The organism is Bradyrhizobium sp. AUGA SZCCT0160, assembly GCF_018130105.1.
In the GTDB taxonomy this organism is placed as follows: domain Bacteria; phylum Pseudomonadota; class Alphaproteobacteria; order Rhizobiales; family Xanthobacteraceae; genus Bradyrhizobium.
The window spans coordinates 19,963-41,256 of record NZ_JAFCMD010000016.1 but is presented as its reverse complement, the minus strand read 5'-3'; the positions used below and the strand labels follow the sequence as shown (position 1 = coordinate 41,256).

The 21,294-nt window shown below is 60.9% G+C and carries 31 protein-coding genes; 13 read left to right on the top strand and 18 right to left on the bottom strand.

Going from position 1 to position 21,294, the window contains the following annotated elements:
- Nucleotides 1-5: 5 nt before the first annotated feature.
- Together JQ558_RS23950 and JQ558_RS23945 are read left to right on the top strand one after the other, a co-directional pair.
- Nucleotides 6-500 (top strand): hypothetical protein, encoded by a 495-nt coding sequence (locus tag JQ558_RS23950; protein ID WP_212295391.1) that lies wholly within the window; start codon nucleotides 6-8, stop codon nucleotides 498-500.
- 135 nt (nucleotides 501-635) lie between these two features.
- Nucleotides 636-1,859, top strand: a complete 1,224-nt coding sequence (locus JQ558_RS23945; protein ID WP_212295390.1) for an SMP-30/gluconolactonase/LRE family protein — start codon at nucleotides 636-638, stop codon at nucleotides 1,857-1,859.
- Between the two features lie 367 nt (nucleotides 1,860-2,226).
- On the opposite strand, the gene JQ558_RS23940 is transcribed toward JQ558_RS23945, so the two are convergent.
- From JQ558_RS23940 to JQ558_RS23930, 3 genes are all read right to left on the bottom strand, one after another.
- Nucleotides 2,227-2,571: a DUF3551 domain-containing protein gene (locus JQ558_RS23940; RefSeq protein ID WP_312015023.1), complete on the bottom strand. Its 345-nt coding sequence runs from the start codon at nucleotides 2,569-2,571 to the stop codon at nucleotides 2,227-2,229.
- 93 nt (nucleotides 2,572-2,664) lie between these two features.
- Nucleotides 2,665-2,847, bottom strand: a complete 183-nt coding sequence (locus JQ558_RS23935) for a hypothetical protein (protein ID WP_212210178.1) — start codon at nucleotides 2,845-2,847, stop codon at nucleotides 2,665-2,667.
- 46 nt (nucleotides 2,848-2,893) lie between these two features.
- The gene (locus JQ558_RS23930; RefSeq protein WP_212210177.1) at nucleotides 2,894-3,046 is read right to left on the bottom strand and encodes a hypothetical protein; all 153 of its coding nucleotides are present in this window, start codon (nucleotides 3,044-3,046) and stop codon (nucleotides 2,894-2,896) included.
- A 234-nt stretch (nucleotides 3,047-3,280) separates the two neighbouring features.
- Between JQ558_RS23930 and JQ558_RS23925 the strand changes: the two genes are divergently transcribed.
- Nucleotides 3,281-3,460: a hypothetical protein gene (locus JQ558_RS23925; RefSeq protein ID WP_212210176.1), complete on the top strand. Its 180-nt coding sequence runs from the start codon at nucleotides 3,281-3,283 to the stop codon at nucleotides 3,458-3,460.
- An 89-nt stretch (nucleotides 3,461-3,549) separates the two neighbouring features.
- On the opposite strand, the gene JQ558_RS23920 is transcribed toward JQ558_RS23925, so the two are convergent.
- Nucleotides 3,550-4,653: a SecDF P1 head subdomain-containing protein gene (locus JQ558_RS23920; RefSeq protein WP_249142616.1), complete on the bottom strand. Its 1,104-nt coding sequence runs from the start codon at nucleotides 4,651-4,653 to the stop codon at nucleotides 3,550-3,552.
- A gap of 138 nt (nucleotides 4,654-4,791) precedes the next feature.
- Between JQ558_RS23920 and JQ558_RS23915 the strand changes: the two genes are divergently transcribed.
- Complete coding sequence (locus JQ558_RS23915; protein WP_312015022.1) at nucleotides 4,792-5,997, top strand: amidohydrolase family protein; 1,206 nt, start codon at nucleotides 4,792-4,794, stop codon at nucleotides 5,995-5,997.
- A gap of 38 nt (nucleotides 5,998-6,035) precedes the next feature.
- On the opposite strand, the gene tenA is transcribed toward JQ558_RS23915, so the two are convergent.
- Nucleotides 6,036-6,704 (bottom strand): thiaminase II, encoded by a 669-nt coding sequence (gene tenA, locus JQ558_RS23910; RefSeq protein ID WP_212271725.1) that lies wholly within the window; start codon nucleotides 6,702-6,704, stop codon nucleotides 6,036-6,038.
- Nucleotides 6,705-6,916: 212 nt separating this feature from the next.
- Between tenA and JQ558_RS23905 the strand changes: the two genes are divergently transcribed.
- Nucleotides 6,917-7,141, top strand: a complete 225-nt coding sequence (locus JQ558_RS23905; RefSeq protein ID WP_212271724.1) for a hypothetical protein — start codon at nucleotides 6,917-6,919, stop codon at nucleotides 7,139-7,141.
- 71 nt (nucleotides 7,142-7,212) lie between these two features.
- On the opposite strand, the gene JQ558_RS23900 is transcribed toward JQ558_RS23905, so the two are convergent.
- Nucleotides 7,213-7,398, bottom strand: coding sequence for a hypothetical protein (locus JQ558_RS23900; protein WP_212000504.1), 186 nt, complete (start codon nucleotides 7,396-7,398; stop codon nucleotides 7,213-7,215).
- A gap of 1,006 nt (nucleotides 7,399-8,404) precedes the next feature.
- Here JQ558_RS23900 and JQ558_RS23895 point away from each other — a divergent pair.
- Nucleotides 8,405-8,641 (top strand): hypothetical protein, encoded by a 237-nt coding sequence (locus tag JQ558_RS23895; protein ID WP_212002261.1) that lies wholly within the window; start codon nucleotides 8,405-8,407, stop codon nucleotides 8,639-8,641.
- A 402-nt stretch (nucleotides 8,642-9,043) separates the two neighbouring features.
- Here JQ558_RS23895 and JQ558_RS23890 read toward each other — a convergent pair whose 3' ends face one another.
- Nucleotides 9,044-9,217 carry a hypothetical protein gene (locus tag JQ558_RS23890; RefSeq protein ID WP_212295389.1) on the bottom strand — a complete coding sequence of 58 codons (174 nt, stop codon included), beginning with the start codon at nucleotides 9,215-9,217 and terminating at the stop codon, nucleotides 9,044-9,046.
- Nucleotides 9,218-9,462: 245 nt separating this feature from the next.
- Here JQ558_RS23890 and JQ558_RS23885 point away from each other — a divergent pair, with 245 nt between their 5' ends.
- From JQ558_RS23885 to JQ558_RS37385, 4 genes are all read left to right on the top strand, one after another.
- Nucleotides 9,463-9,663, top strand: a complete 201-nt coding sequence (locus JQ558_RS23885) for a hypothetical protein (RefSeq protein ID WP_212002266.1) — start codon at nucleotides 9,463-9,465, stop codon at nucleotides 9,661-9,663.
- 436 nt (nucleotides 9,664-10,099) lie between these two features.
- Nucleotides 10,100-10,780 (top strand): Crp/Fnr family transcriptional regulator, encoded by a 681-nt coding sequence (locus JQ558_RS23880; protein ID WP_212210170.1) that lies wholly within the window; start codon nucleotides 10,100-10,102, stop codon nucleotides 10,778-10,780.
- A 507-nt stretch (nucleotides 10,781-11,287) separates the two neighbouring features.
- Nucleotides 11,288-11,473: a hypothetical protein gene (locus JQ558_RS23875; RefSeq protein WP_192739913.1), complete on the top strand. Its 186-nt coding sequence runs from the start codon at nucleotides 11,288-11,290 to the stop codon at nucleotides 11,471-11,473.
- A 205-nt stretch (nucleotides 11,474-11,678) separates the two neighbouring features.
- Nucleotides 11,679-11,849 carry a hypothetical protein gene (locus JQ558_RS37385; protein ID WP_212210169.1) on the top strand — a complete coding sequence of 57 codons (171 nt, stop codon included), beginning with the start codon at nucleotides 11,679-11,681 and terminating at the stop codon, nucleotides 11,847-11,849.
- 600 nt (nucleotides 11,850-12,449) lie between these two features.
- On the opposite strand, the gene JQ558_RS23865 is transcribed toward JQ558_RS37385, so the two are convergent.
- On the bottom strand, nucleotides 12,450-12,713 hold the full coding sequence (locus JQ558_RS23865) for a DUF3551 domain-containing protein (RefSeq protein WP_212210168.1): 264 nt from the start codon (nucleotides 12,711-12,713) through the stop codon (nucleotides 12,450-12,452).
- 80 nt (nucleotides 12,714-12,793) lie between these two features.
- Nucleotides 12,794-12,922, bottom strand: coding sequence for a hypothetical protein (locus tag JQ558_RS37925; RefSeq protein ID WP_283813755.1), 129 nt, complete (start codon nucleotides 12,920-12,922; stop codon nucleotides 12,794-12,796).
- A gap of 312 nt (nucleotides 12,923-13,234) precedes the next feature.
- On the opposite strand from JQ558_RS37925, the gene JQ558_RS23860 reads away from it, so the two are divergent.
- Nucleotides 13,235-13,501 (top strand): DUF3551 domain-containing protein, encoded by a 267-nt coding sequence (locus tag JQ558_RS23860; RefSeq protein WP_212295388.1) that lies wholly within the window; start codon nucleotides 13,235-13,237, stop codon nucleotides 13,499-13,501.
- A gap of 33 nt (nucleotides 13,502-13,534) precedes the next feature.
- On the opposite strand, the gene JQ558_RS23855 is transcribed toward JQ558_RS23860, so the two are convergent.
- The 4 genes from JQ558_RS23855 to JQ558_RS23840 form a co-directional block, all read right to left on the bottom strand.
- Nucleotides 13,535-13,714, bottom strand: a complete 180-nt coding sequence (locus tag JQ558_RS23855; protein ID WP_212210166.1) for a hypothetical protein — start codon at nucleotides 13,712-13,714, stop codon at nucleotides 13,535-13,537.
- Between the two features lie 227 nt (nucleotides 13,715-13,941).
- Nucleotides 13,942-14,181 (bottom strand): DUF6894 family protein, encoded by a 240-nt coding sequence (locus tag JQ558_RS23850; protein ID WP_212210165.1) that lies wholly within the window; start codon nucleotides 14,179-14,181, stop codon nucleotides 13,942-13,944.
- Between the two features lie 517 nt (nucleotides 14,182-14,698).
- On the bottom strand, nucleotides 14,699-14,920 hold the full coding sequence (locus tag JQ558_RS23845; RefSeq protein WP_212210164.1) for a hypothetical protein: 222 nt from the start codon (nucleotides 14,918-14,920) through the stop codon (nucleotides 14,699-14,701).
- 194 nt (nucleotides 14,921-15,114) lie between these two features.
- Nucleotides 15,115-15,810: a Crp/Fnr family transcriptional regulator gene (locus tag JQ558_RS23840; protein WP_212210163.1), complete on the bottom strand. Its 696-nt coding sequence runs from the start codon at nucleotides 15,808-15,810 to the stop codon at nucleotides 15,115-15,117.
- Nucleotides 15,811-16,547: 737 nt separating this feature from the next.
- Between JQ558_RS23840 and JQ558_RS23835 the strand changes: the two genes are divergently transcribed.
- Nucleotides 16,548-16,736, top strand: a complete 189-nt coding sequence (locus JQ558_RS23835) for a hypothetical protein (RefSeq protein ID WP_212295387.1) — start codon at nucleotides 16,548-16,550, stop codon at nucleotides 16,734-16,736.
- A 48-nt stretch (nucleotides 16,737-16,784) separates the two neighbouring features.
- Here the strand turns inward: JQ558_RS23835 and JQ558_RS23830 are convergent, their stop codons facing one another.
- The 5 genes from JQ558_RS23830 to JQ558_RS23810 form a co-directional block, all read right to left on the bottom strand.
- Nucleotides 16,785-17,450 (bottom strand): SOS response-associated peptidase, encoded by a 666-nt coding sequence (locus JQ558_RS23830; RefSeq protein WP_212295386.1) that lies wholly within the window; start codon nucleotides 17,448-17,450, stop codon nucleotides 16,785-16,787.
- 89 nt (nucleotides 17,451-17,539) lie between these two features.
- Complete coding sequence (locus JQ558_RS23825; RefSeq protein ID WP_212271718.1) at nucleotides 17,540-18,019, bottom strand: response regulator transcription factor; 480 nt, start codon at nucleotides 18,017-18,019, stop codon at nucleotides 17,540-17,542.
- Nucleotides 18,020-18,105: 86 nt separating this feature from the next.
- On the bottom strand, nucleotides 18,106-18,303 hold the full coding sequence (locus JQ558_RS23820; RefSeq protein ID WP_212210160.1) for a hypothetical protein: 198 nt from the start codon (nucleotides 18,301-18,303) through the stop codon (nucleotides 18,106-18,108).
- 883 nt (nucleotides 18,304-19,186) lie between these two features.
- Nucleotides 19,187-19,333, bottom strand: coding sequence for a hypothetical protein (locus JQ558_RS23815; protein ID WP_212295385.1), 147 nt, complete (start codon nucleotides 19,331-19,333; stop codon nucleotides 19,187-19,189).
- Nucleotides 19,334-19,467: 134 nt separating this feature from the next.
- Nucleotides 19,468-19,626 (bottom strand): hypothetical protein, encoded by a 159-nt coding sequence (locus tag JQ558_RS23810; RefSeq protein ID WP_212295384.1) that lies wholly within the window; start codon nucleotides 19,624-19,626, stop codon nucleotides 19,468-19,470.
- 835 nt (nucleotides 19,627-20,461) lie between these two features.
- Here JQ558_RS23810 and JQ558_RS23805 point away from each other — a divergent pair.
- Nucleotides 20,462-21,121 (top strand): NAD(P)-dependent oxidoreductase, encoded by a 660-nt coding sequence (locus JQ558_RS23805; protein WP_212295383.1) that lies wholly within the window; start codon nucleotides 20,462-20,464, stop codon nucleotides 21,119-21,121.
- The last annotated feature ends 173 nt before the right edge of the window (nucleotides 21,122-21,294 follow it).

Genomic DNA, 21,294 nt, shown 5'->3' with positions numbered 1-21,294 from the left:
ATCGCATGGGAAAGGCGCATTTGCCATCGGCATTCCGTGATCCGGATCACTTTTTCGAAGGCGGGGATCGTTCAGGCTGCGCGTGGGTTCGGGGCCACCGCCCGGCCGCTTCTAACGGTTTCGTGAGCAGCAATAGTGAAGCAGCTCACGATCGCCGCCGCGCGTCTCGACTTACAAAAGCCAATGCAACGTGGGAGCTGAACATGCCAAGAGACTTAACGAGAGTCCTGCGCCATGATGTCACTCAGCGTACACATAATGACTGGGCGATCGCTATCCCGGTTGGAATGGTGATCGCGGGCCTGCTGGGCTTCGTCGCCTTTTATCCGAAGCCGGCGCATGTATCCAAAGCCGGACAGGCTGAAACCGTGGGCATCGTCGCCACGAAACCGGAGCCAGTCCCGGCTGCAAGGAAGCCGGTCCGCTACGAAGCGACGATCGAAAACTGGAAGCGCTACCGCGCGGCAACCAAACCTGCCGAGCATCCTCCGGCGGATTGAGCCCTCAAGCCATCTTGCACTGCATCCTTCAGCCCCGGGCTGCACCGAAAGGTGCTCGCAACCGAGGTCGGGCCGGCATAGCCTTGCACCCGCCTGGCCGGATCAACCGGCCGGCGCATATCCTGGGAGGAAGTGATGACACGCGACGTGCAGCGCGATGCGCAGTCCATGATTTCACGACGAACGCTGGTCCACGGCCTGGCGCTCGCCGCCGGGGCCACCGTGGCGGGGGCCGGCACCGCGCTGGCCCAGCAGGGCGCGGTGGGACCGCCATCCGTGGTCACCACCCCGCCGCGCGATTTCAGCCCCCGGGGCGCGCCGACCACCTATTTCTGGGACCCCGATATCATCGCGGTCGATCCGTCGTTCAACGACCTCGCCCAGCCCAACGCGCCAATCCAGCGTCTCCATACCGGACTATTGTGGGCCGAAGGCCCGGCCTGGAGCTCGCAGGGCCGCTATCTCCTGTGGAGCGACATTCCCAATAACCGCCAGATGCGGTGGACCGAGGATGACGGCCGCGTCAGCGTGTTCCGCACCCCGTCCAACAATTCCAACGGCAACTCGTTCGACTTCCAGGGCCGGCAGCTTTCCTGCGAACATCTCACCCGCCGGGTGGTGCGCTACGAGCACGACGGCACCGCGACCGTGCTCGCCGATAATTTCGGCGGCAAGAAGCTCAACTCGCCGAACGACGTCGTCGCCCATCCCGATGGCAGCTACTGGTTCACCGACCCGCCCTATGGCGGCCAGCTCTATGAGGGCGAACCGGACGTTGCGGGCGGCCCCAGCAATCCCGGCGGCAAGCTCAACCCGCGGATCGGGCAGCCGGCCGGCTTCGTGCCGGGCAAGCGCGAGCTGCCGACCAATTGCTACCGCATCGATCCCTCGGGCCGCGTCGACCTGGTCGTGACCGAGGAGCAGGTGCCCGACCCCAACGGCCTGTGTTTCTCGCCGGATTACAAGAAGCTTTACGTCGCCAGCACCGGCAAGGGGCCCGGCGATACCGGGCCGGGCGGCAAGGGCGACATGTTCGTGTTCGATGTCGGCACCGACAACAAGCTGTCGAACCACAAGCGGTTCAGCGACTTCATGGTCGACGGCGTCAAATGCGGACCGGACGGCGTGCGCTGTGACGTCAACGGCAATGTCTGGGCTTCCAGCAATGCCGGCCGCGCCGTCGGCTATAGCGGCGTGACGATATGGTCACCGGACGGCAAGCTGATCGGCCGGATCCGCCTGCCCGAAGTGTGCGGCAACGTCTGTTTCGGCGGGCCGAAGCGGAACCGCCTGTTCATGGCCGCGAGCCAGTCGCTCTACGCCGTGTACACCGCAACCCAGGGTGCCGCCCCGGGCTGAGCCCACCGCGCGAAACAGCGAAAGGAGAAGCCGGCGCAACCCGCCGGCTTCTTCATGCCGCACAGCCCTCGATGCAGTCTGGTCTCGAGAAGTCCTGTCTCGAAAAACTTCGGGCATGCGCACGGTTGTGCGCGACCATGCGCATGCGTGGGGTCTCCGCAGTCATACGGAGCCAAATCGCGGCGCCTGTGTGCTAGATTGAACAGACGCTTTACCACTGTTCGATATTAATCTCGGCGTTTCATTACCAAACAATATTTCGACGAGGGCCCGGCCGGTGTGCCGGGCTTTTGTTTTTCGGCCGTGTTCGGATGGCAGGTCAGCGGAGTGTCTCAACGCGCGCAGGACGGATCGAACCCAACGGTCCTCAATAGTCGCGGCGGGGCTTTTTATTGCGTCGCTTTCCGCCCTCGTAATAGGGATTGACGACGCATTGTGCGGCGCGGCCCGATGCCGACATATTGCACTGTGGGATCGAGGTGTAGCCGCATTCGAAGTAAAAATCGTTCCGGCCCGTGTAGACCTGCAGGCAGACGGGATACTTCGGATCATAGGTCTGGGCGTGAGCCGACGGCGCAGCCACCACCGCCGCAATCGCCAATGCAGCTAACGTCAGAATGCGCATCAGAACTCCTTCGACGGCAGAATTGCCCGCTGCCGCCGGGATAACCCCGCGCGGGTGCCGGTAGTTCCTCTCGGACAAACCGCGCATGCCCGATCCGGAAACCCGACGCTAGGCGCTCCGTCGATAGCAGCCAGCCTGCAGCCGTTTGAACCCGACGGCTGCGGCCAAGCTTACTCGCGATCACTTGCCGATATTTCCAGCGATTGTGCTGGTCGCGTCGTTCATGGCCCGGAGCATGTTGGTGGTCAGCTGGATGGCCATTTGCCGCTGAGACAGCAGGCTTTGCAGACGGATCATGTACAGTTCGCCACCGCAAACCCGGTCGAGTTCTGTTTCTGCCAATTCGTGCGCAAGGTTATTCATGTCGTTTGTCCCCTGGTGGATGTTTCGCTCGATGCCGAACGTTCGATCAGCGGATCGGGAAAACGACTTTCGGCAGCGGCTGCTTCGGGAACAGCAGCTTCAGGATGTCAAGGATGCAGCCGCCTTCGGTGACGCCGCCGGCCACGATCTCCAGTTCCTCGATCGCCAGTTCACGGTTTTCGGTATTGGGCTTGGTCATGACATTTCTCCATCGGTTGAACATGAGGTGAGGAGCGATTGCTCGTCATGACGCAACACTACGCTTGCCGATTTGCGGATCACCGTGACGATCATCACACGATCCGGAATGAACGATACGGATGGGGCCGATGCTACAAACCGTGACTTACCTCACGGCACGTCGCTCGCGCGAACCTAGCCTGCCCTGTCTGACGATGCGGATGGTCCCTTCGTCCCACGACAGGAGACAGACATGGAATCCGGGCAAATCGAACCCAACCCGCTCCGGGAAACCGAACTCGATACCATCTCGGGCGGCCGCACGTGTAACCACGCTCCGCCCAGGATGGAAGTAAGCATACCGTTCGGCGGCCAGGTGCTGGTGATCTGGGCGACCCCCACCTGCTCCGGCACCTATTGGTACGTGAAGTAATGCGCAGGCCGGCCCCTTTGAAGGAGGCGTTGGTGGCTGCAGGTCTGCTCGATGAATCCGGAAAGCGGCGCGAAGCTGCCTGACGTGGCTTACTGTTTGCCGGCGGTTGCGACCGGTTCGACCACCTGCTGATCGACGACGCCCAGGCGCCCCGGCAGCGCTCCCGAACGTACCAGCATCGCGACGTTGTTGGCGTCTTCGATCGTAAAGTTGCCCGAAATGATCGCCGAGCCGCCCGTGATCGGCTCGCTGATAATCGACTCCGACAGCACCTGGTCGTCAACGACGATCGCGAACGGCTTTGTGATATTCTCCTGCGTGATGGTGGCGAAGCGCCGGGCGCCGCGCGCATTCAAGCGGAACGACGCGATCGGCTGCTGGGTTCGCGGGTCGATCAATGGCGACGCGTCGATGATATCGTCGCCCTCCATTGCGATCTCCTTCAGGACCACAGAAGGCTCCCTGGTCTTGAAGTGGTAAAGAACTTCGGATGTCGGCGGCACCGGACCTTTCAGAGCCAGCGCGGCGATCACGGACACGTCCACCAGTCGGAACGTCACCCGCCCTCGCTTGCCGAGCATCGCGCTCACGCGCTCCGGATCCCTGACGCCCGGCAACAGCACGCGAAGCCGGTCGGCCCCATCGGGCTGCTGGCTGGCGTCCCTGATGCCGGCGTTGCGCAGGCGTTGATCGATCATCTCGCCGGATTGCCTGACCAGTTCGCGAAGGCGCTCGGCGAACCCTGCCTCTGTCGGCATCAGCCGGATCAGCCCGTCACCGCTGTCGGCAACGCTGATCGTCTGTGCGCCGGAAGGCGAGTCTTTCGTGGATGGCACCAGCTTGGCCAGCACGCGCTGCCGGTCCTTGGGTTCGGCAATCCGGACCTCGACGCCGCCGTCGCGCATCGCCAGACCGGAGAACGGAATGCGCCCTTCCCGCACGGTCCGATACACATCATCGCGCAGCTCCGTCACGACGGCTTCGCGCAACGCGGCGCTATCGACCTTGAACAGAATCTTGGAGCCGCCTTGCTTGGCCAGCGCCTGCTCGGCTTTGGCTGCGATCGCCGCGCGCGCCTTGTCGACCGCTTGCGCGTCATCGGACGTGCCGCGCGGGGCGGCTATGGCCGAACACGCGGCAGACACCAGCATGAAGGCGACGATAAACCCTGCCGTCTTGCCCCGCACGTTCATGGTCACAGCGTCCTCTCATCCGGCGGCACGGATGTGCCAGTCCTTTAGTGCCGGAGGCGCGCGCCGAGGTTCAAAGCCCTTGCCAAAGGCCCAGGGCCAATATGAACTCCCGTAGCACCTCAGGCTGGGAGACGTCGCGTGAGCCCGATCGATATGCTGTTCACCAACGCAAGATTCGCTGACGGTTCGCTCAATGATGTCGCCGTCGCGAACGGACGCATCAGCTCCGTTTCGAGAACCGGAACCCAAATCTCCGCCGGTGCGCCGACACGCGATCTCGGCGGCGCGCTGATCGTTCCCGGATTTGTCGAAGGACACATCCACCTCGACACCAGCTTCTATGGCGACGACTGGAAGCCCCACAAGCCCTATACCAACGGCTTCAATGTCCATGAACGCGTCGCCCTTCAGGCGCAAAATTTCGCCGAAGCGGCTCCCGTGGAAGTCCGCGCCCGAAATCAGCTCGAGCTTTGCATCGGCCATGGTTCGACGCATATGCGCAGCCATGTCACGGTAGACGGCACCATCGGACTCCAATCGCTGGAGAAGATTCTGGCGGTGCGCGAGGCCTACCGGGGTATCATCGATATCCAGCTCGTCGCGTTCCCGCAGAGCGGTATCCTGCAAAGCCCCGGGACAGCTGAACTGCTCGATGCAGCGGTGGCGATGGGCGCTGATCTCGTCGGCGGCATCGATCCCGCGAGCTTTGATCGCGATGTCGAAAAACATCTGGATGTCGTGTTCGGCGTTGCCGAGAAACGTGGCGTCGGCGTCGACATTCATCTGCACGATAGCGGAACGCTCGGAATCTTCGAGATCGAACAGATTGCGGCGCGGTCGCGCGCGCTCGGCATGGGCGGCCTTGTCGCGATCAGCCACGCCTATGCGCTCGGCGATGTCGCCCTCGACCTCGCCAAACGCACGGCCGACGTTCTGGCCGAAAGCGACGTTGCGATCATGACCAACGCGCCCGGACGCCGGCCCTTTCCACCTGTCGCCCTTCTGCGCGAGGCCGGCGTCACCGTATTCGGCGGCAGCGACAATATCCGGGACTCCTGGTGGCCTTATGGCGACGGCGACATGCTGGGCCGCGCCAACATGATCGGCTACCGCTCCGGCTTCAACACCGACGACGAATTGGGGATTGCCTTTGACGTCGTGACCAGGGCCGGCGCGAAAGCGCTGCGGCTTGAAGGCTACGGGCTTGAGGTCGGCGACAAGGCCGATTTCGTGACCTTGAATGCGCAACATGTGCCGGAGGCGGTGGTGGCGATACCTCGCGGGCGATCGGTCTACAAAAATGGAAAACCCGTGGCGCACGATGGACAGTTGGTCCGATCGTAAGTTTGCCGGGCTCCCGATCCTGACCGACTAGCTACCATTCAACGCTTGTTCAGGCGCCAGCCCATTTCCCAGAAGTCGGCTTCGAGCCGGGTTGCTTCCTTGAAGGTTGCGATCAACTCGGCCTCGCGGGCCGGCGTCGCGTAGCGATCGGCAAGCGATTCCAGATGCGCCCGCGCGTTGGCCGCGACCTCCTGATAGGGTGCGCCGGCATATTCGGCGATCCAGACGCGATAAGGGTTGGTTGCGACTAGCGCGTTCGGGTGCGCGGCGAGCCTAGTTGCGATCTCGGCGTAGCCGATCACGCAAGGCGCCAGCGCCACCTTGAGCGACAGCAGGTCACCGCGCATTCCGGCGTCGAGCACGTAGCGGGTATAGGCCAGCATCTCGACCGCCGGAGGGGCTTTTTCGAGATCGCCGGGCGACAGCCCCCAGCCGGCGCAGAGTTTGACGTGCAGGTCCATCTCGACGTCGAGAATGGCCGAGAGGCCGGCGGCCGCCTCGCGCATGTCCGCGAGCTGAGGCGACTTGTAGACCGCGAGCGCGTAGGCGCGCGCAAACTCGATGAGGAACAGATAGTCCTGAACGAGATAGTGACGAAACGCCGCCTCGGCGAGCGAGCCGTCCGCCATGGCGTTCGTAAAGGCATGCCCGGTGTAGGCGCGCCACTCGGCGGATGCTTCGGTCTTCAATCGCTCGAAGAAACTCATGATCTTTCGCTGGGCTGGCTTTTCAACGGGTGGCCTGTCCGGTGATAACAGACCACTGCGGCACCGGACAATGCCGCTCTGCCCAGAAGCATTTCACAGCCCGACGGAGCACGACGTGCTGCGACGTTTTGCGCCTCGGCCAGCTTTCCGGCGCCGGAACTCCGCGGCACAGGCGGCCGTTGACGTGTATGGCAACCGTTCTGCGAAAACCCGTGATTATTGCCGTGATTGTCGCGGCAATCTCGATTACCACCATCATCCTGGTAGATCACACCAACCTGATCGTTGACCGACGGGCGCCCCAGACGCCTCCCGGAACGACATTCAACACGGTGAACGACGCCGGCGCGACGGTCACTCCGACCCGTCCTGAATCGGCGATCAAGCCGACGCCGCCCGGCCCGGCACCGGTTCAGCCGGCCATTCCGGCCAAGTAGCCGACGGCCTCGCTGGCGCTGAATCTCGGATATCGGGCCGCGCCTTGCGCGGGATCCCCGGCCCTACCGGGTCACTTGGCGTAGCCCTGCGATCGGAGCCACGCGACCTTGCGGTTTCCGTTCATCCAGTCGTCGGCATCTGCCTTGCTGGTCAGCCCGGTGATCACGCGTTGTTCGCTGCCCGGATAGTCTGCCTGGATAGTCCAGTCGTCATCTGCGATCCTGACGGTCTTGAAGGTCACTTTTGCTTTTGCCATGAGACCTTATGCACCATCCCGAGGCGACTGTGTGAGGTTTTCTCACGATTGGAACCAGCGCGGAGGCAACGAAAAAAGGCCGAACCGAGGCAGCCTTATCGTTCCAGCACATAGCGGACTCGTTATGCTCAGTTCTTCCGCTAATGACCGACCCAAAGCGGACTTCGGGCCAGTGCCTGCGTTCCTAGTGGCCTAGTTTAAAACGTGGCCTGATTTGAGTTGTTAACGATTTCGCGATGTGAGCAATTTTGACCACTATGTCGACCTGCGGACATGCCAGATTATCCCATCACCGCCCCGCCATCGGCTTCCATCGGTGATGAGAACGCGAGTTGCGCTCCCGCCTCCTCAAGAATGGAGCAGCGCCATGCAGCGACGCCACTTCAAACAATCCGCTCCACTAGATCAACGACTAACGCTCGAGGCGGAACGCCTCCGTAAAGAAGCCCAAGGCACCCCGCCGGGGGTTATTCGCGACAAGCTCATTCGCCAAGCCAGACAGGCCGAAACAGCTTCGCACATGCATGAATGGCTCACGTCTCCCGGCCTGCAAGCGCCACTCTGATGCCGGAGTATCGCGCTTACATCGTAGGCGAGGACGGGCACTTCATCGGATACGAGCCGCTGGTCTGCGCCAATGACAGTGAGGCCATGGAAAAGGCCAAACGCCTTTCAAACCGTGGCCCGGTGGAGCTTTGGAGCGGGCCCCACCAAGTCGCTCGGCTGGGGGCGGCAGAGACTAGCGACTATGCCATAACGCACGAAATACGCGATGGCCACAGGGCCCCTAAACCCGCAGAGCACCCTAAGTAGGGCCGCCTCATTTGGCGAAACCCAACTATCCTGTAATCTTCGCCGACATGTCCGACGACGCCGCCAGATTTCGCGGGCAAGCTGGCGATTGCCGAGACCAGGCCGAGCGTGCGGTGGCCTTCGCGAAAGGCGTTGCTCTTCTATCGAGGAGGGCAGTGATAAGATAGGAAGGGGGCAACCCAAAGGAGTTGCCATGAAAAAGCCTCTGACGATACCGGACGAGCCGCAACCCCGCAACATCACACGCGCTGACCTTGTGATGACCGAGGGCTTTGGCTTGGAAGTCGATGGGCGGATGAAGACAGTATTTCCAACGCTTCAAGCCGCGCAGAAAAGGGCGAGGGATCTCAAAGCCCAGTTTCCGATGCTCCAAGTCAAGGTGTACGACGCTGCGGAAAAGAAGATGCTGGAGTTGTCGCCGACTGAGTGATGCTATGAGACCATGAAAATTGACCAGATTATCCGACCAGCGGAAGCGAACGTCGTCGGCTTTTGGGCTGCGCGACGGTGAGACGAGACCTTGCCGATACGCGTGCTGACTTCCAAAATTGACCCGGAACCTCATAACCATCGTTCGTACTAAGGAACGACGTTCTCATAGGGATTAGTGGCCTGTTGGGTGATGACCGGATCAAACTATCTGGTGCATTATCGGCGTCATGTCAGACGACGCAGCCAGGCCGTAAGCTAGCTGACGAATGCCGAGAGTAAGGCGAGCGGGCCCTTAACCCGCTCGATAAGGAATCGTGGCTGCGGCTCGCGGGCGAATGGACGAAATGGCGCAAACCGCCGAACTCAGGCTCAAGAGAGAGTAAGGCAGCTCGTAAGTACCCTAGTCGGCGGCATTTTTCTCGGTCTCGCGCGGTAACTCGCCACGATTTTCGGCAGTCTCTTCCGGATCGCCGGGCGTTTTGCCGGCCATATTTCCCGGGTTGTAGTGAAACTTGCCCTCCGGGTTTTCGCCGGGCTGCTTTTTGTTTGGGTTTCTTGTGTTGTCGTCGGCCATCAGGCGTTCCTTTGGAAGGAGGAACAACGTTTAACAGAACTGCGCTGGTTACGTTCCTGTACGAGTGGCCTGCGGTGGCCTAATTTGAGTGTTTAACTAGTTCGCGATGTGAGCTGTATTGACCAGTATCTCGGCTGCCGGATATGCCAGATTGCCCCGGTCACCGCACCGCCCCGTTTGGCCCTTATCGGTGATGCGAACGCCCGGTTGCGCTCCCGCCTTCCTCGATGGAACGGAGCAGCCCTATGCAGCAAAGACAGCACTACACACCACCTGAAATCCTCGAGCAACGTCTTGCCGAAGAAGCACACTGCCTGCGCGAGCAAGCCAAATTGCTTCCACCTGGCGCGGTTCGGGAGGCCACGATCCGCAAGGCCCGACAGGCCGAAACCGGATCGCACCTGAGCGACTGGCTGCGATCTCCCGGCCTGAAGGTTCCGAACTAATGCACGCATTCAGCGATAACTACACCTTGGGCAAGTTCAACCGCCCTCATACGCGAACTGGCTCGCCGAACTTCGCGCCCTGTTTCCTGTCCCGGATGAATTCCTTCTAGCGGAAGCGATCTTCAGCTTCCCAAACGCATTCAAGGAAGGAAAGACGCCGCAACAGGCTTACGAGGCGTTCGATATTTTCGTCAGCGCGGAGGCTTGAACATGAACGGCAACAGCCGTAGGCCGCTGCTGACCGCTCCATCCGCCCCCGCATGCTCTTCGGCTGCTTCAATCTGACGTGCATTTCCCTGAAGGCGCGAGATAGCTCAGGGCGAGGCTGCCTCGTTCATCCCGGCTGTGAAACCTTCATCGTGCGGCACTTTTACTTCAGGACGTCGGCGGCGTGAATGGTATGGTAGGCGTCCCACCGCGGGGAACGGAACCGGACATGCCAAACAATACCGATCAAGCAAAATTTGATCCAAAGGAGTTTCTCGCCAAGGTGGGCGAAGGGAAGACTATCCTTGAGTTTCGTAAGGATGAGGTCGTCTTCGCGCAGGGCGATGCGGCAAACGCGGTGTTCTACATTCAGAAAGGCCGAGTTAAGGTCGTTGTCCTATCCGAGCAAGGCAAGGAAGCCGTGGTCGGCATTTTAGGACCCGGCCAGTTCTTTGGCGAAGGCTGCATGAACGGCCATTCGCTGCGGATCGCGACGACGACAGCGATGGAGGAATGCCTGGTGACCGCGATAACGAAGAGCGCCATGGTCGCGGCACTGCACGATCAACCCAAGTTTTCCGAGCTGTTCATGGCCTATCTGCTGACCCGCAACAGCCGGATAGAAGAGGACCTGATCGACCAGCTCTTCAACTCCAGTGAAAAACGGTTGGCGCGCCTGCTGCTCCTGCTGGCGAATTTCGGCAAGGAGGGAAGCCCTCAACCGATCACTCCGAATATCAGCCAGGAGACATTGGCCGAAATGATTGGAACGACACGATCCCGCGTCAGCTTCTTCATGAACCGATTCCGCAAGCTCGGCTTCATAAGCTACAACGGAAAAATAGAGGTCAACAGTTCATTGCTGAACGCGGTCTTGTACGACAAGCCCGAGATCAAGCGCGAATTGTAAAACGATAAGGAATTGTTCCCAGGCGTCACAAGCCAACCCGCCGGGCGCGTCGCTAGGGCTTCGCCAGCAAATCCGCGATCTGGAAAGCGCTACGCTACAATGCCAATCAATGTTGGTAGTCGAGTGCGGAAGCCGCCAGCCGATCCTTCATCCGGCTGATCGAACGGAACTATTGCGCCGATATAAACTGGAAATGGCCGAGCGCCTGAATACCGTGTCGATTGCTCGGAATTGACTCGCTATTGGACCGTTAAAAGGCGCACGGTGATTTATCACCGTTTCGCGCTTTCGGCTGTTGTCTATGCGATTTGTGCTCGTGAAGACGGGAGGACGCAAATTCCGCTGCGTCGATTGCGATGTAACGGACCTCCTTAAGTTGCCGGAGGTCAGCCAGCTTCTCACGGACGAATTAAGACATCCGGGCTAAATTACCTCCGTTGGCTTTGATGCCGAAACTTACTGAGAGGCTGGCATTCATCCGACAGGCATCGGTCTTTGGAGGTCATCATGAATGACGCATTCTCGCTCTCAATCTCGGTAGGTATCATTGCCTTTGGATTTTGCATTGCTGCTAGCGCGATCGGCGCTGGCTCGTCTTGGGCCTGGATGCTCATAGGACTACTTCCCGTCATTGTAGGTACGATCAGCCTTTATCTGGCGATTCGCGAAGTCAATGTTGCGCAGCGGAATTGAGATTCAGTGAGTGTGGAGGACGGCAAGCGCCTGCCTCAATGGGGGTGTTCTCAAAGAAGGAGGACTTCCACGAAACTTCGCGCAACATTGTTCTTTGCGGCCGCACTTGGCGGCGTCGCTGCCGTGGTTGCCCCTGCTACAACGGCCGCGGCTGAGCCTAACAGCCAGATCACCATCCTCTATGACGCTTTCGGCACCTGCCGCAATGAAGAAGGATTGGGGCTTCTCCGCGCTCGTGGAGGTCGCCGGTAAACCGATCTTGTTCGACACTGGCAACGATCCAGACATCTTCGCAGCCAACGTCAAGGCGAAGGGTATTGACCTCACCAACATTGGCAAGGGGCTAGGTCAGCATCCCTCACTTGATCTTCCTTGAGCCGCGCCCAGCTTTAAGGAAGGTTAGGTTTGATCGATAGGTTCTCGCACCGGCTAGCACCAACAAGAGACATAAGAGACCCATAGCGGCCACTGTCTAAGGCTAGAGCAAAGTCGAGCGCATCAATCCCAACTGTAAACGAAAGGACCGCCGGTCTCCGGCGGTCTTTTTGTTTGGGTGAGCCGGGGCGATCAAGGTCCTCGTGATATGCTTAAGCCAAAGCAAGGAGGGCTGGCATCATGCCTACCGGATTATTCAAAACACCCGATCAGTCGGCTCAGGTTGAATACGACGGCGTTTCCATCCCGATACCTAGGTCGACATACGAGAAGAACGGCTACAAGCCCGATTTCGACAAACTGCCCCTCGAAGACGAATATAAGGCGGCCCAGGAGAAGTTGCGTAATGCCCCAAGAAGCGGACATCTCGCATTTATGAGTACGCGTCCTAGCGCTCAAGGCGGATGAGCTGGAGCGCCATCCGCCCTTCGAACCCAAGACAGGATGGCGGACTGAGCCGCCGCCTGTTCATCGGGCGCGCCTTGCGCGACACGTCGCGCTCACTCCGCTGCGGCGCTGACCGAAACAGGCCGCGCGCAGATCAGTACCGGTCGTAGTAGCGGCCGCGCGGATAGTAGGCGTGGGCGTGCATGGGGTTGATGCCACAATAGGCGTCGGTCCCGTACGCGGTCGCCATGCACTGCTGATAGCTGGAGAACTGGCAATTGCCGGGATAGCCCCACTGGCGGCCTTGCAGGCAATAGCGATCCTGGATGCGCTCGGCTGCGGGCGCCGGCGACATCGATCCGACGACGGTCAAGGCGGAAACGGCTGCCAGAATGGCAAGGGAAACATTGCGGCGCATGGTCGAAGCTCCTTGAATTGCTATCAATTGCTTTCGATAGATAGACGGACTAGCCCCTCGAAAAGTTCAACCCGGGCGGATTAATTCCTGGTGATGTTCAGGGGGTTGATCACGTGGCTGGTCGCTGCCGGCGGATGATATCTGTTGTTGGGGTGCATCGCCGCCGCAACGAGCAGGGCGAGAATCACGAAGCCGGCTATCTTGCGCATCGTCCCGCTCGGTGCTTGGCGAGGGCTCGCCGTTGATCCGGAGCGAGTGTGCCGAGGCTGTTCTTGCGGGAATGTGATGGGAATCACAAAAGCCGTCCAACTGAAGCGGCCGTGTTGATGCTGAAGCCTAATAACGAAGCCTTGACCGAGGCGGCTAAATTCGAGGGCGTGCAGCGGGAGAAGGCGCGCTAGTATCAGTGATTGTGTTGCGCGTCCGTGCCGAAGCTTTGCGGCAGACGTTACGCTCCAGCAAGCGGCCTCGACAATAAACCCGCGAGGCAGTTCTGGTTGGCGATTGCGAGGGATGTTCCGATGCGCATTTTGGCTTTGACGTTTCTAACGATTGGTCTGGTTGCCGCAGCCGAACAAGCTCCGGCGCAGACCTATGACCCGGCGTTTCCAGTTTGTGCGCATGTCGTTCCGTGGGGCGGCGGTTCGTTTGAAGATTGCACCTACCATACGATGGCCCAATGCGCGGCATCGGCTTCCGGCCGCGCTGCGCAGTGCCAGCTCAACCCGTTTTACGCTGGTGCGGCAGCGCCGAGACAAGGCGAGCGGCGTTATCGCCGGGGCTACTGAGCTGGTCTAGCAGGCCCCCGTTGGCGGCCCTATTCATCGGCTGCCCGATTTCGAAAGGGCCCGGTCGACCGCCAGTACCACCTGCGTAATGGCCTCGCTGCGCGTTTTCGTTTCACCGCTTTTGGTGGTGTGGTCGTCAAGCGTCACCGCCCATCGCCACGAATTGGGCTGGTCGCCTTCGAAAATCAGATAATTCTTGCCGCGGTATTCCATCGGAAAAAATCGATACTTGTCTGCAATCAATGCCGGTCGCGCTAATCTCCCAACATACCACGGTTCTGCATCCGGCCGCACGGTGAAATTTGTGCCGCCGCAGCCGAACCGGTCGCCGCGCTGGCGGGCCCGAAGCTTCCAAGGCCATCAGGCTGGCCCCTGCCCTCCCTGGCAATGATGACGGGCCTGACAAGGCTTAATGAAAAGGCCGCAATGAGATACTGGTTCTATTTCTCCTTCAGCCCTCGCGGCAGCGCGTCGCGCAAATGGACGGTATCCAGCACGTTTCCTGCCTCGTCCGCGATCAGAATCCTCATCGGCATGCCGTCGATGGCGAGGACGATCCACTCGGCAAGCATTTCGCGCGCCGCCAGCAGCGCTTCCCGGCGCGCGGCTTCGAGGTCGGGCAGTTCGGTGCCGTCGGGATCGGTGTCCAACTCATCGATGTGAAAGTAATATCGCGGCATGCTGGTTCTCGACTACCAACGCTACTCAACATGCACATTTGCAATAAGTTGCTCTGTCAGTCGGCGAAGAGGTGCCAGGGGTCGCCAAGTTTTTCGTCCCGACGTCGCCTAGCGAGCAGACGAATGGCAAAGGGACGGTTAGCGTGGAACATCATCGCCCGATTCCCCAGGTATTTATCGGTGACAGAGAGACTCTCCTGGACGGCCCCGACGGCACCGGGCGAACGATCCTCACCGTCGAACTCACGACCGGGTAACGTCGCATCGCCACGCGCCACGCCTGCCGGGCACAGCCGGCCGGGCCGCCCGTCGCCTGCTATGCCGGCGGCTCTGTTACGCTGCATGGGTCGCCGAAGCGCTCCAGCCTGATCACGAGGCGCGTGCCACTCCAAAGCTCGATATCGCAACCGCCGAGCAGTCGCCTGGCCCGGACGATGGCGTCGGCATACCGGGACAGGTAAAGGCGCGTGAGCCGGTCATATGCCGTCCTGGCCGACCGTATACGCGCGGTACTTGATCACTTGCGCGATGCCAGCCCCGACGATGCCAACCCTGGCGGCGACAGCCACCGGTTCATGCGTGAAGCTGTCTCAGCCTGTTGCGCCCGGCGCAAAAGCAGCTCCCGGGCTGTGCTGCCGGCAGGTTGCTCTTCAGCCGCTTCCTTGAACCGCAGGGCCTCTTCCGCCAGCCGCTCCTCGAAAGTGGCCGTGTGCTTGATCCGTCTTCTGGTCTGGACCATGGCCTTGTCCTCACCCAAAACGCCCTTGTCCGATTTTAATCCGCCGTCGTCCGGATCGTCTGTCCGCTGCCCGACATTTCAAACCCTCGCCATGCCCGGCCCGATGCTGGTGGCATGCGTTCGCCTGCGCGCGAAACTTGCGGCGTGTTGCGCTGGCATGGCATCGGGAAAATCGCACGCCCGGGCGGCGGCTTTCAGCCGTCGAAGATGCGCGCGTAGTGAGAATTGACGGCCGCATCGCACTCGCAAGCGCGCTGTTGAATCCTGGCAATGTCGATGATGTGAACCCGGCCTCGCGCATAGGAGATCAATCCGGCGTCCTGCAATTTCCCCGCCACTGCCGTGACGCTGGTTCGGCGCACGCCGATCATCTGGGCGAGAAATTCCTGCGTCAGCGGTATGTCGTCGCCGACGAGTTGCTGCATCCTCAGGAGCCATTTGCAGGTGCGGGAATAGACGTCATGAACCGCGTTGCACGCACAGGTCTGTTGCACCTGCGCGAGGAAGAACTGTTCATAGTGCATCAGCATCTGCCGGAGTTTAGGATTCTCCCGGGTGAGATCGCGCAGCCGGTCGGCATCGACAACCGAAGCGGACCCCGCAACCAGCATCACGACATGGTTCAGGGAGATCTTGTGATCCATCGCGGGGCCTGCGCCGTACTGACCGTCCCTGCCGATCATGCCGGTTTCGATCCGGCCTCCGTTGGACAACTCGACGACACAGGAAATGATGCCGCCATGGGGGAAGTATACCCTCTGGACATGCGCATGGGTTTCCGCGATCGCAAAACCCTGACGCAGTTCTGCGATGATGAGGTGCGGCTCGAGGTGCGCGAAGGTGGCGCGATCGAGCCGGGACAAAAGTTGATTTTCTCGATGACCGCGCATGGCGCTCTCTTTGGAGAAGGCGGGAGCGCGACGAACTCTCAGTCACCGAAAGAAGCCCCGGACGGCGCGGTGATAATGTCATCTAGCAGACATTTGCGGCCTTCGTCTGTCTTGTAGGCAACTTATGGGGGCGACGCTGCCAGGGAGGCTGCCAGGCTGGAATTCGACCACTCAGGCCGAACGAGGCGCGCGGCGCTAGAGCAACGCAAGCGCGATACCAAAGCACGTTATCAGCGTCGCGGTGCTCAGTGACACCACGACCAAAGCCTCTTCCTTGCGCTTTTCCAAATTGTCCATCCGGACTTACGTCGACGGAGCGGCTTTGTTCCGCTACTCGTCGATCTCGCGGAGTTTCATTTCCGGAACTATTGGAGCGGATGGACGAACGCGCAATTCGCCGTCCGTCCCCCGAACACCAAAGGGCGGATGACGCCGGAACCAGGACGACTTCGCAGGACCTGAATCGGCCTAACCGAACGATCTTGCCATCTGAGAAATGACGGCTTTCGCACTGCGCGAATAGTACGAGCCATGGAAATGCTCGTCCACAAAATGGAGCACAAGGAGAGCAACGATCGTGGCCGCCAGCACCCTCATTCGAATATCGTCGCGCCGGGGACTTAACGGCAAGTAAACAGCCAAACCCGCGCGTGGGGGATCAGCGACAGCCCAAACGTCGGTAACGAAAAATTAACCCTGCCCGCGCCACCCTTTCATCAGATGGAGGGCGCCCAAGAATGCAGGTTTTCAGAATGACGCTGAGTGACGGTGCGAGGAAATTCCACATCGCCATTCAGGCACCGGATGCCGCCGCCGCGGAGGCGAAGGCCGCCGATTGCTTCGATACCTCGAAGTGGCAGATTCTGAATATCCGCCGCGCCGGCGTGGTGGCCGCCAGGCCGGAACCGCAATCCGTCGCGGCTTGATCCCCAGGGGAATGTGAGCCACGCTTCGGCCCTGCCCGCCACGTTCGCTCAACCTGCCGCTGCCTTGTCTTCCTTGTCGATACCACGCGCCACGATCCTGAGCGCGTCATCCGCTAGCGGCCGCTGCAGCCCCCTGGCCTCATCCCATGGCGCGCGCATCCAGACGTCGCGTTCCTCGTCGGTCGTCAGGATCACCGGCATCGCCTTGGGGTGAACGGGCTCGACGACCGCATTCGGCGTCGTCGTGAGAAAGCCGTAGACATTGTGCGGACCGGGGATCGGCTTCGACTTGGTGCCGCGATCGCCCTTGAACTCGGTCCAGATGCCGCCGAAGGCGAACAGCGGCCGATCGTCATGGAGGGCGAACCAGACCACGTCCTTCTTTTTCGTCTCCGGATCGGGCTCCGGCGCGTATTCCGCAAAACTGTTCACCGGCACCAGGCAGCGGTTTTCCGGCTTCAGCCAGCCGCGCCAGTGCGGCGAGGAGGTGTTGCGGATGTTGGTGACCGGCGGGCCGCCGGTGCGCGGTGGCGGCGGCATGCCCCAGCGCATCGTCACCAACTCAGTGCCGTGATCGGTGTTGCGCACGACAGGCGCGGGATAGTCGGGGAATACGCCGGGCATCGGGGCGAGGTTGCCGACGTACCGGTTGACGACGCGAAACAGCCGGCTGATCGCTTCCTGGTTGGTCGTGATCGAATAGAGGTTGCACATGTTGCGATCGACGGTACCGGCCGATTAAGCCACTCGCAATTTCAATAAGCGCCGGTCCGTACAGATGCGCAGCTTCCGTGGCACATCGCCTATGTCGGCGGCGTGCCGGTATTGAGCAGATTGGAAATGGCGGTCACAAGCTGCGCCGGGGCAAAGGGTTTGGCGAGCAGAACACTGTTGGGGACGCCCTTGGAAGCCCACTCCCCTTCGTGAGTGCCGGTCATATAGATAACGGGCATCGCCGGATCGGTCTCTCTGGCCGCGCGAGCGACTTGCCATCCGTTCAGGCTTCCGAGCAGATTGATGTCGGTCACGACCGCCCGGTATTGCGCTTCATCACCCTGGAGCAGCGCAATGGCTTCCTCGCCGGATGTTGTGATGGCTGATTTGAAGCCGCCGTCTGCAAGCGCATCTTCGACCATGGCCTGGATGAGATGGTCGTCCTCGACGACCAGTATGGTAACCGCATGATCCACTTCAACCGCTCCCTGCAGCAGTGTTGCAGTCCTCCGGGAGAGTAAGTGACGCTGGAAAGGATTGGTTCCGAAATAATGTTCAAAAGTGAACATTTGGCGCAGGGTGCTGCGTCAGGCACGCAGGATCGGCGTCGGCTTCTGCGTGACAGGCCGTGGCTTGATCGACGCAGGCTTCGGCGTTACCGCGGGGCCTGCAGGCCCGCTGAGGCCAGCCATTCCTGCATGTGCGAAGCCGTCTCGGCCTGCCGCGCCCGGCGAATGAGCTCGTCGCGCGCAACGCCCGGCGGGGTGCCGCGCGCTTCCTTGCGCAGGCGTTCTGCCTCTTCCGTCAAACGTTGATCTAGCGGGGCGGTCTGTTTGAAAATGCGTCGCTGCATGGCGCTGCTCATTCCCTGGGGGAGGCGGGCCACGACCGGTGGTCCATCACCGATGGAAGCCACTGGCCGGGCGGTGATGCCAGGACAATACGCCACCGGTACTGCCGGTCTGTCCACTTGTGCACACACAGCGCAAATCGCGGCTCGGCTGGCCCTCAAATTCCGTTTCTTGATCTGGCCACAAATTTCTTATGGTCTACCCTACTGCCTGTTGCTCCCTCGGGAGGCTTGGGAAAATGAAGGCTGGAGAACCGGCGCATTGCCCTACCTGTCACAGCGACCTGACCCTCGTTCGTACGCAGCCAGATCAACCCGGATTCGAGTTGCAAACCTTGCACTGCCCGAGGTGCGATATCACGCATCGCTGGATGGTCAGGAAGCAAGCATCGCCGCCAAGCGGGTCCAGACTTGCCAGCAAGCGACCCAGGCCCAAAATCCTCGCGCGGTTCTGGAAGAAAAAATAGCAGCGCGTCGGGCGGATTAGCGACAGCGTCATCCGCCATCCGGGCTCGCAGCAACATGGTCCCGGCGCTAGTCTAGTTCTTCAGAGCATCGTCGCTTGTCGCTGCGTCAAGCGAGTCGACAGCGGCCATTGCTCCTTCGGCTTCTTCACTTTGAACCTGCCGGAAGAGAGTCGTAAAGCTCTCGGCGATCCGTCGCCAGGCAGCCCTGTCCGTCTCATTCGTGGCCCGTCGCGCTTGGTCGTGGGCCGCTAGCGCCCGCCGCCAATATTCGGCGCTGTTATCCATGTCGGTATCTGCAATCGGGAAAAATACGTTCGATCAATGCCAGCAAATTGTCGCATCGGCGACCGCCGGTCAATCCGGCTCTCGGGAAACTCCGGGGTAGACCAGGACTAGGCGTCCGGTACCGACCGAGGACATCAGTCAATCTGAATCAGGACAGTCTTTTTGCAGGGACTTGGGGGACGCTCGGCATGCCCGGTTTTGGTTTGCGGTGGCAGGCCGGAGCCGAGTTCGAAAAGCGCCGCGAGAAGGTGGCAGATTGCTTCCAGGACGAGTTCGGCCATCTAACCCTCGCAGAGGGGAATTCGGACGCCTTTGGATAGGTCGGAGGGCCGGGGAAGCAAGTTCAGTCACTTTTGGAGGTGGTCCTGATCACGGAATCAGGAAGCGCGACGTGACCCGCAAGGAGCGCGGTCTGTCAGAAATGGAACTTGATCAAAAGAGCGGGCACGACCGGCGTATTGACGACGGGCGGTCTGGGTTCCTTGTGGGGCACCGTCTGCCCCTTGGCGTTCTTGTCACCGCCGCTCACGAAGTCGAGTTCGGCATCGCTCAAGATCGAGGTCTGGCTGTGCATGGTCCCGCTCCGTGTTTGGCGATATGTCGCCGTTGATCTGGAGCGAGTATGCCGCGGCGCTATCCCGTGGACTGTGACCGCTGTCACGCAGCGTCGCGATCCCGGACAAGCCGCTCCGAGTGAGCGGGCCGCGACGCTTCGCCAGTGCAGGGCGGATGAGCGACAGCGCAATCCGGCGTTACGGCCCTAGCCGGTGCGATAGGCGTCCAACGCGTGCGCCACGAAAACGCCGATGCTGAGGAAGGCCAACAGGGCTGCTATGAGCTCGGTCATCGCCGCCTCCCCTGGGTCATGGCCATACCAACGATGGCAGCCGTGAGGAAATGGCGGTAAATCGAATTGAGGATGGCGACTAACATGACCGTTCCCCTTGTGTTGAGCTTCCCCTTGTTTGACCTGACATAGGCTACCGGCGCTCTGTTTCAGGACGACTTCGCGACCCGGGAAAACGGTTTCGTCGCGGCCGATCTATTAGGGCGAATTTGCGACAGCGTGATCGGCCGTTCGAACCGACTACAAAATGGCTGTCTTCGCCCCTTGGGCGACAGCGGACAACCGGCTCGATCCGCCCTGCGGACCGACACCTTGGTATGGCTCGCCCTCTTCCTCGGCCCAATCGACCGCAAACACGCCGCAACGTAGCGTCGTCGATGCCGCGGCCGCCAACCCAAGGAGTCCTTTCCATCATGTCGTCGCAACAACAACGCCTGAACTGCGCCCGGCAGACCCCCGAGCTGTTGCTGCCTGAGTATCCACGCAAGGAAGCTTCCGGCTTCACGGACCAAACCACTGCGCACGGCGGTCGCGCTTCGAAGCCGCGCGACGGGAGGGTGTGATGAACGTCGTTGTCTTTGGTGCGACGGGGTCGACGGGACGGCTCGTCGTTGAGTCCGCTCTATCCGCAGGCCACGTCGTCACGGCCTTTGTCCGTGATATCAAGCGCATGCCCTTGACGCATCCGAAACTCGGAGTCGTCAAGGGCGATGCAATGGATCCAGCCTTGGTGGCATCTGCGGTCCAGGGTATGGATGCGATCATCTGCACCTTGGGGGCGATACCTCAGGCGAAGGACGATCGGGGTCGACGCCAGCCCGGCGTCCCGGTTTGCTCGGTGGGCACCATGAACATTCTGGCCGCCATGCCACGAGGCCGCGGCCGGCTCATCGTCGAAAGTTCGGTGAGTGTCGGTGAGAGCTACCGCGCCGGCAGTTTCGGCGCAGGCTTCCTGGTCAAGCTCGCACTCAAGGAAGTGATGGCAGACAAGGAGAAGCAGGAGGCCGCCGTCCGGGAGAGTGACTGCGATTGGACGATCGTTCGACCGGCAACGCTGACATTCAAGCCTGCTCGCGGAAACCTGAAGGCCGGCACCGACCTGCGCTGGAACATCACCTCCACAGCCACCCGCGCTGATGTGGCTGAGTATCTGGTCAAGATCCTCGATGACCCCGCGACCTTCAGGAAGGCCATAACGGTACGCAACCAGGGCACTTGCTGATAAATCTTCGGCGCTGTCCGCTTCGCTCCGATGCCGACCACCCTTGTGCAACAGCAGCAATGTTGCGATGGGCCATTTGCAGACTTTCAGCGTCGTGGGTGGTAGCGCTCAGCGCGGACTATGCGGGCGGCAAATCGAGGCCGTGGGGTAGCCTGATCCAAAGAACGGTTTGC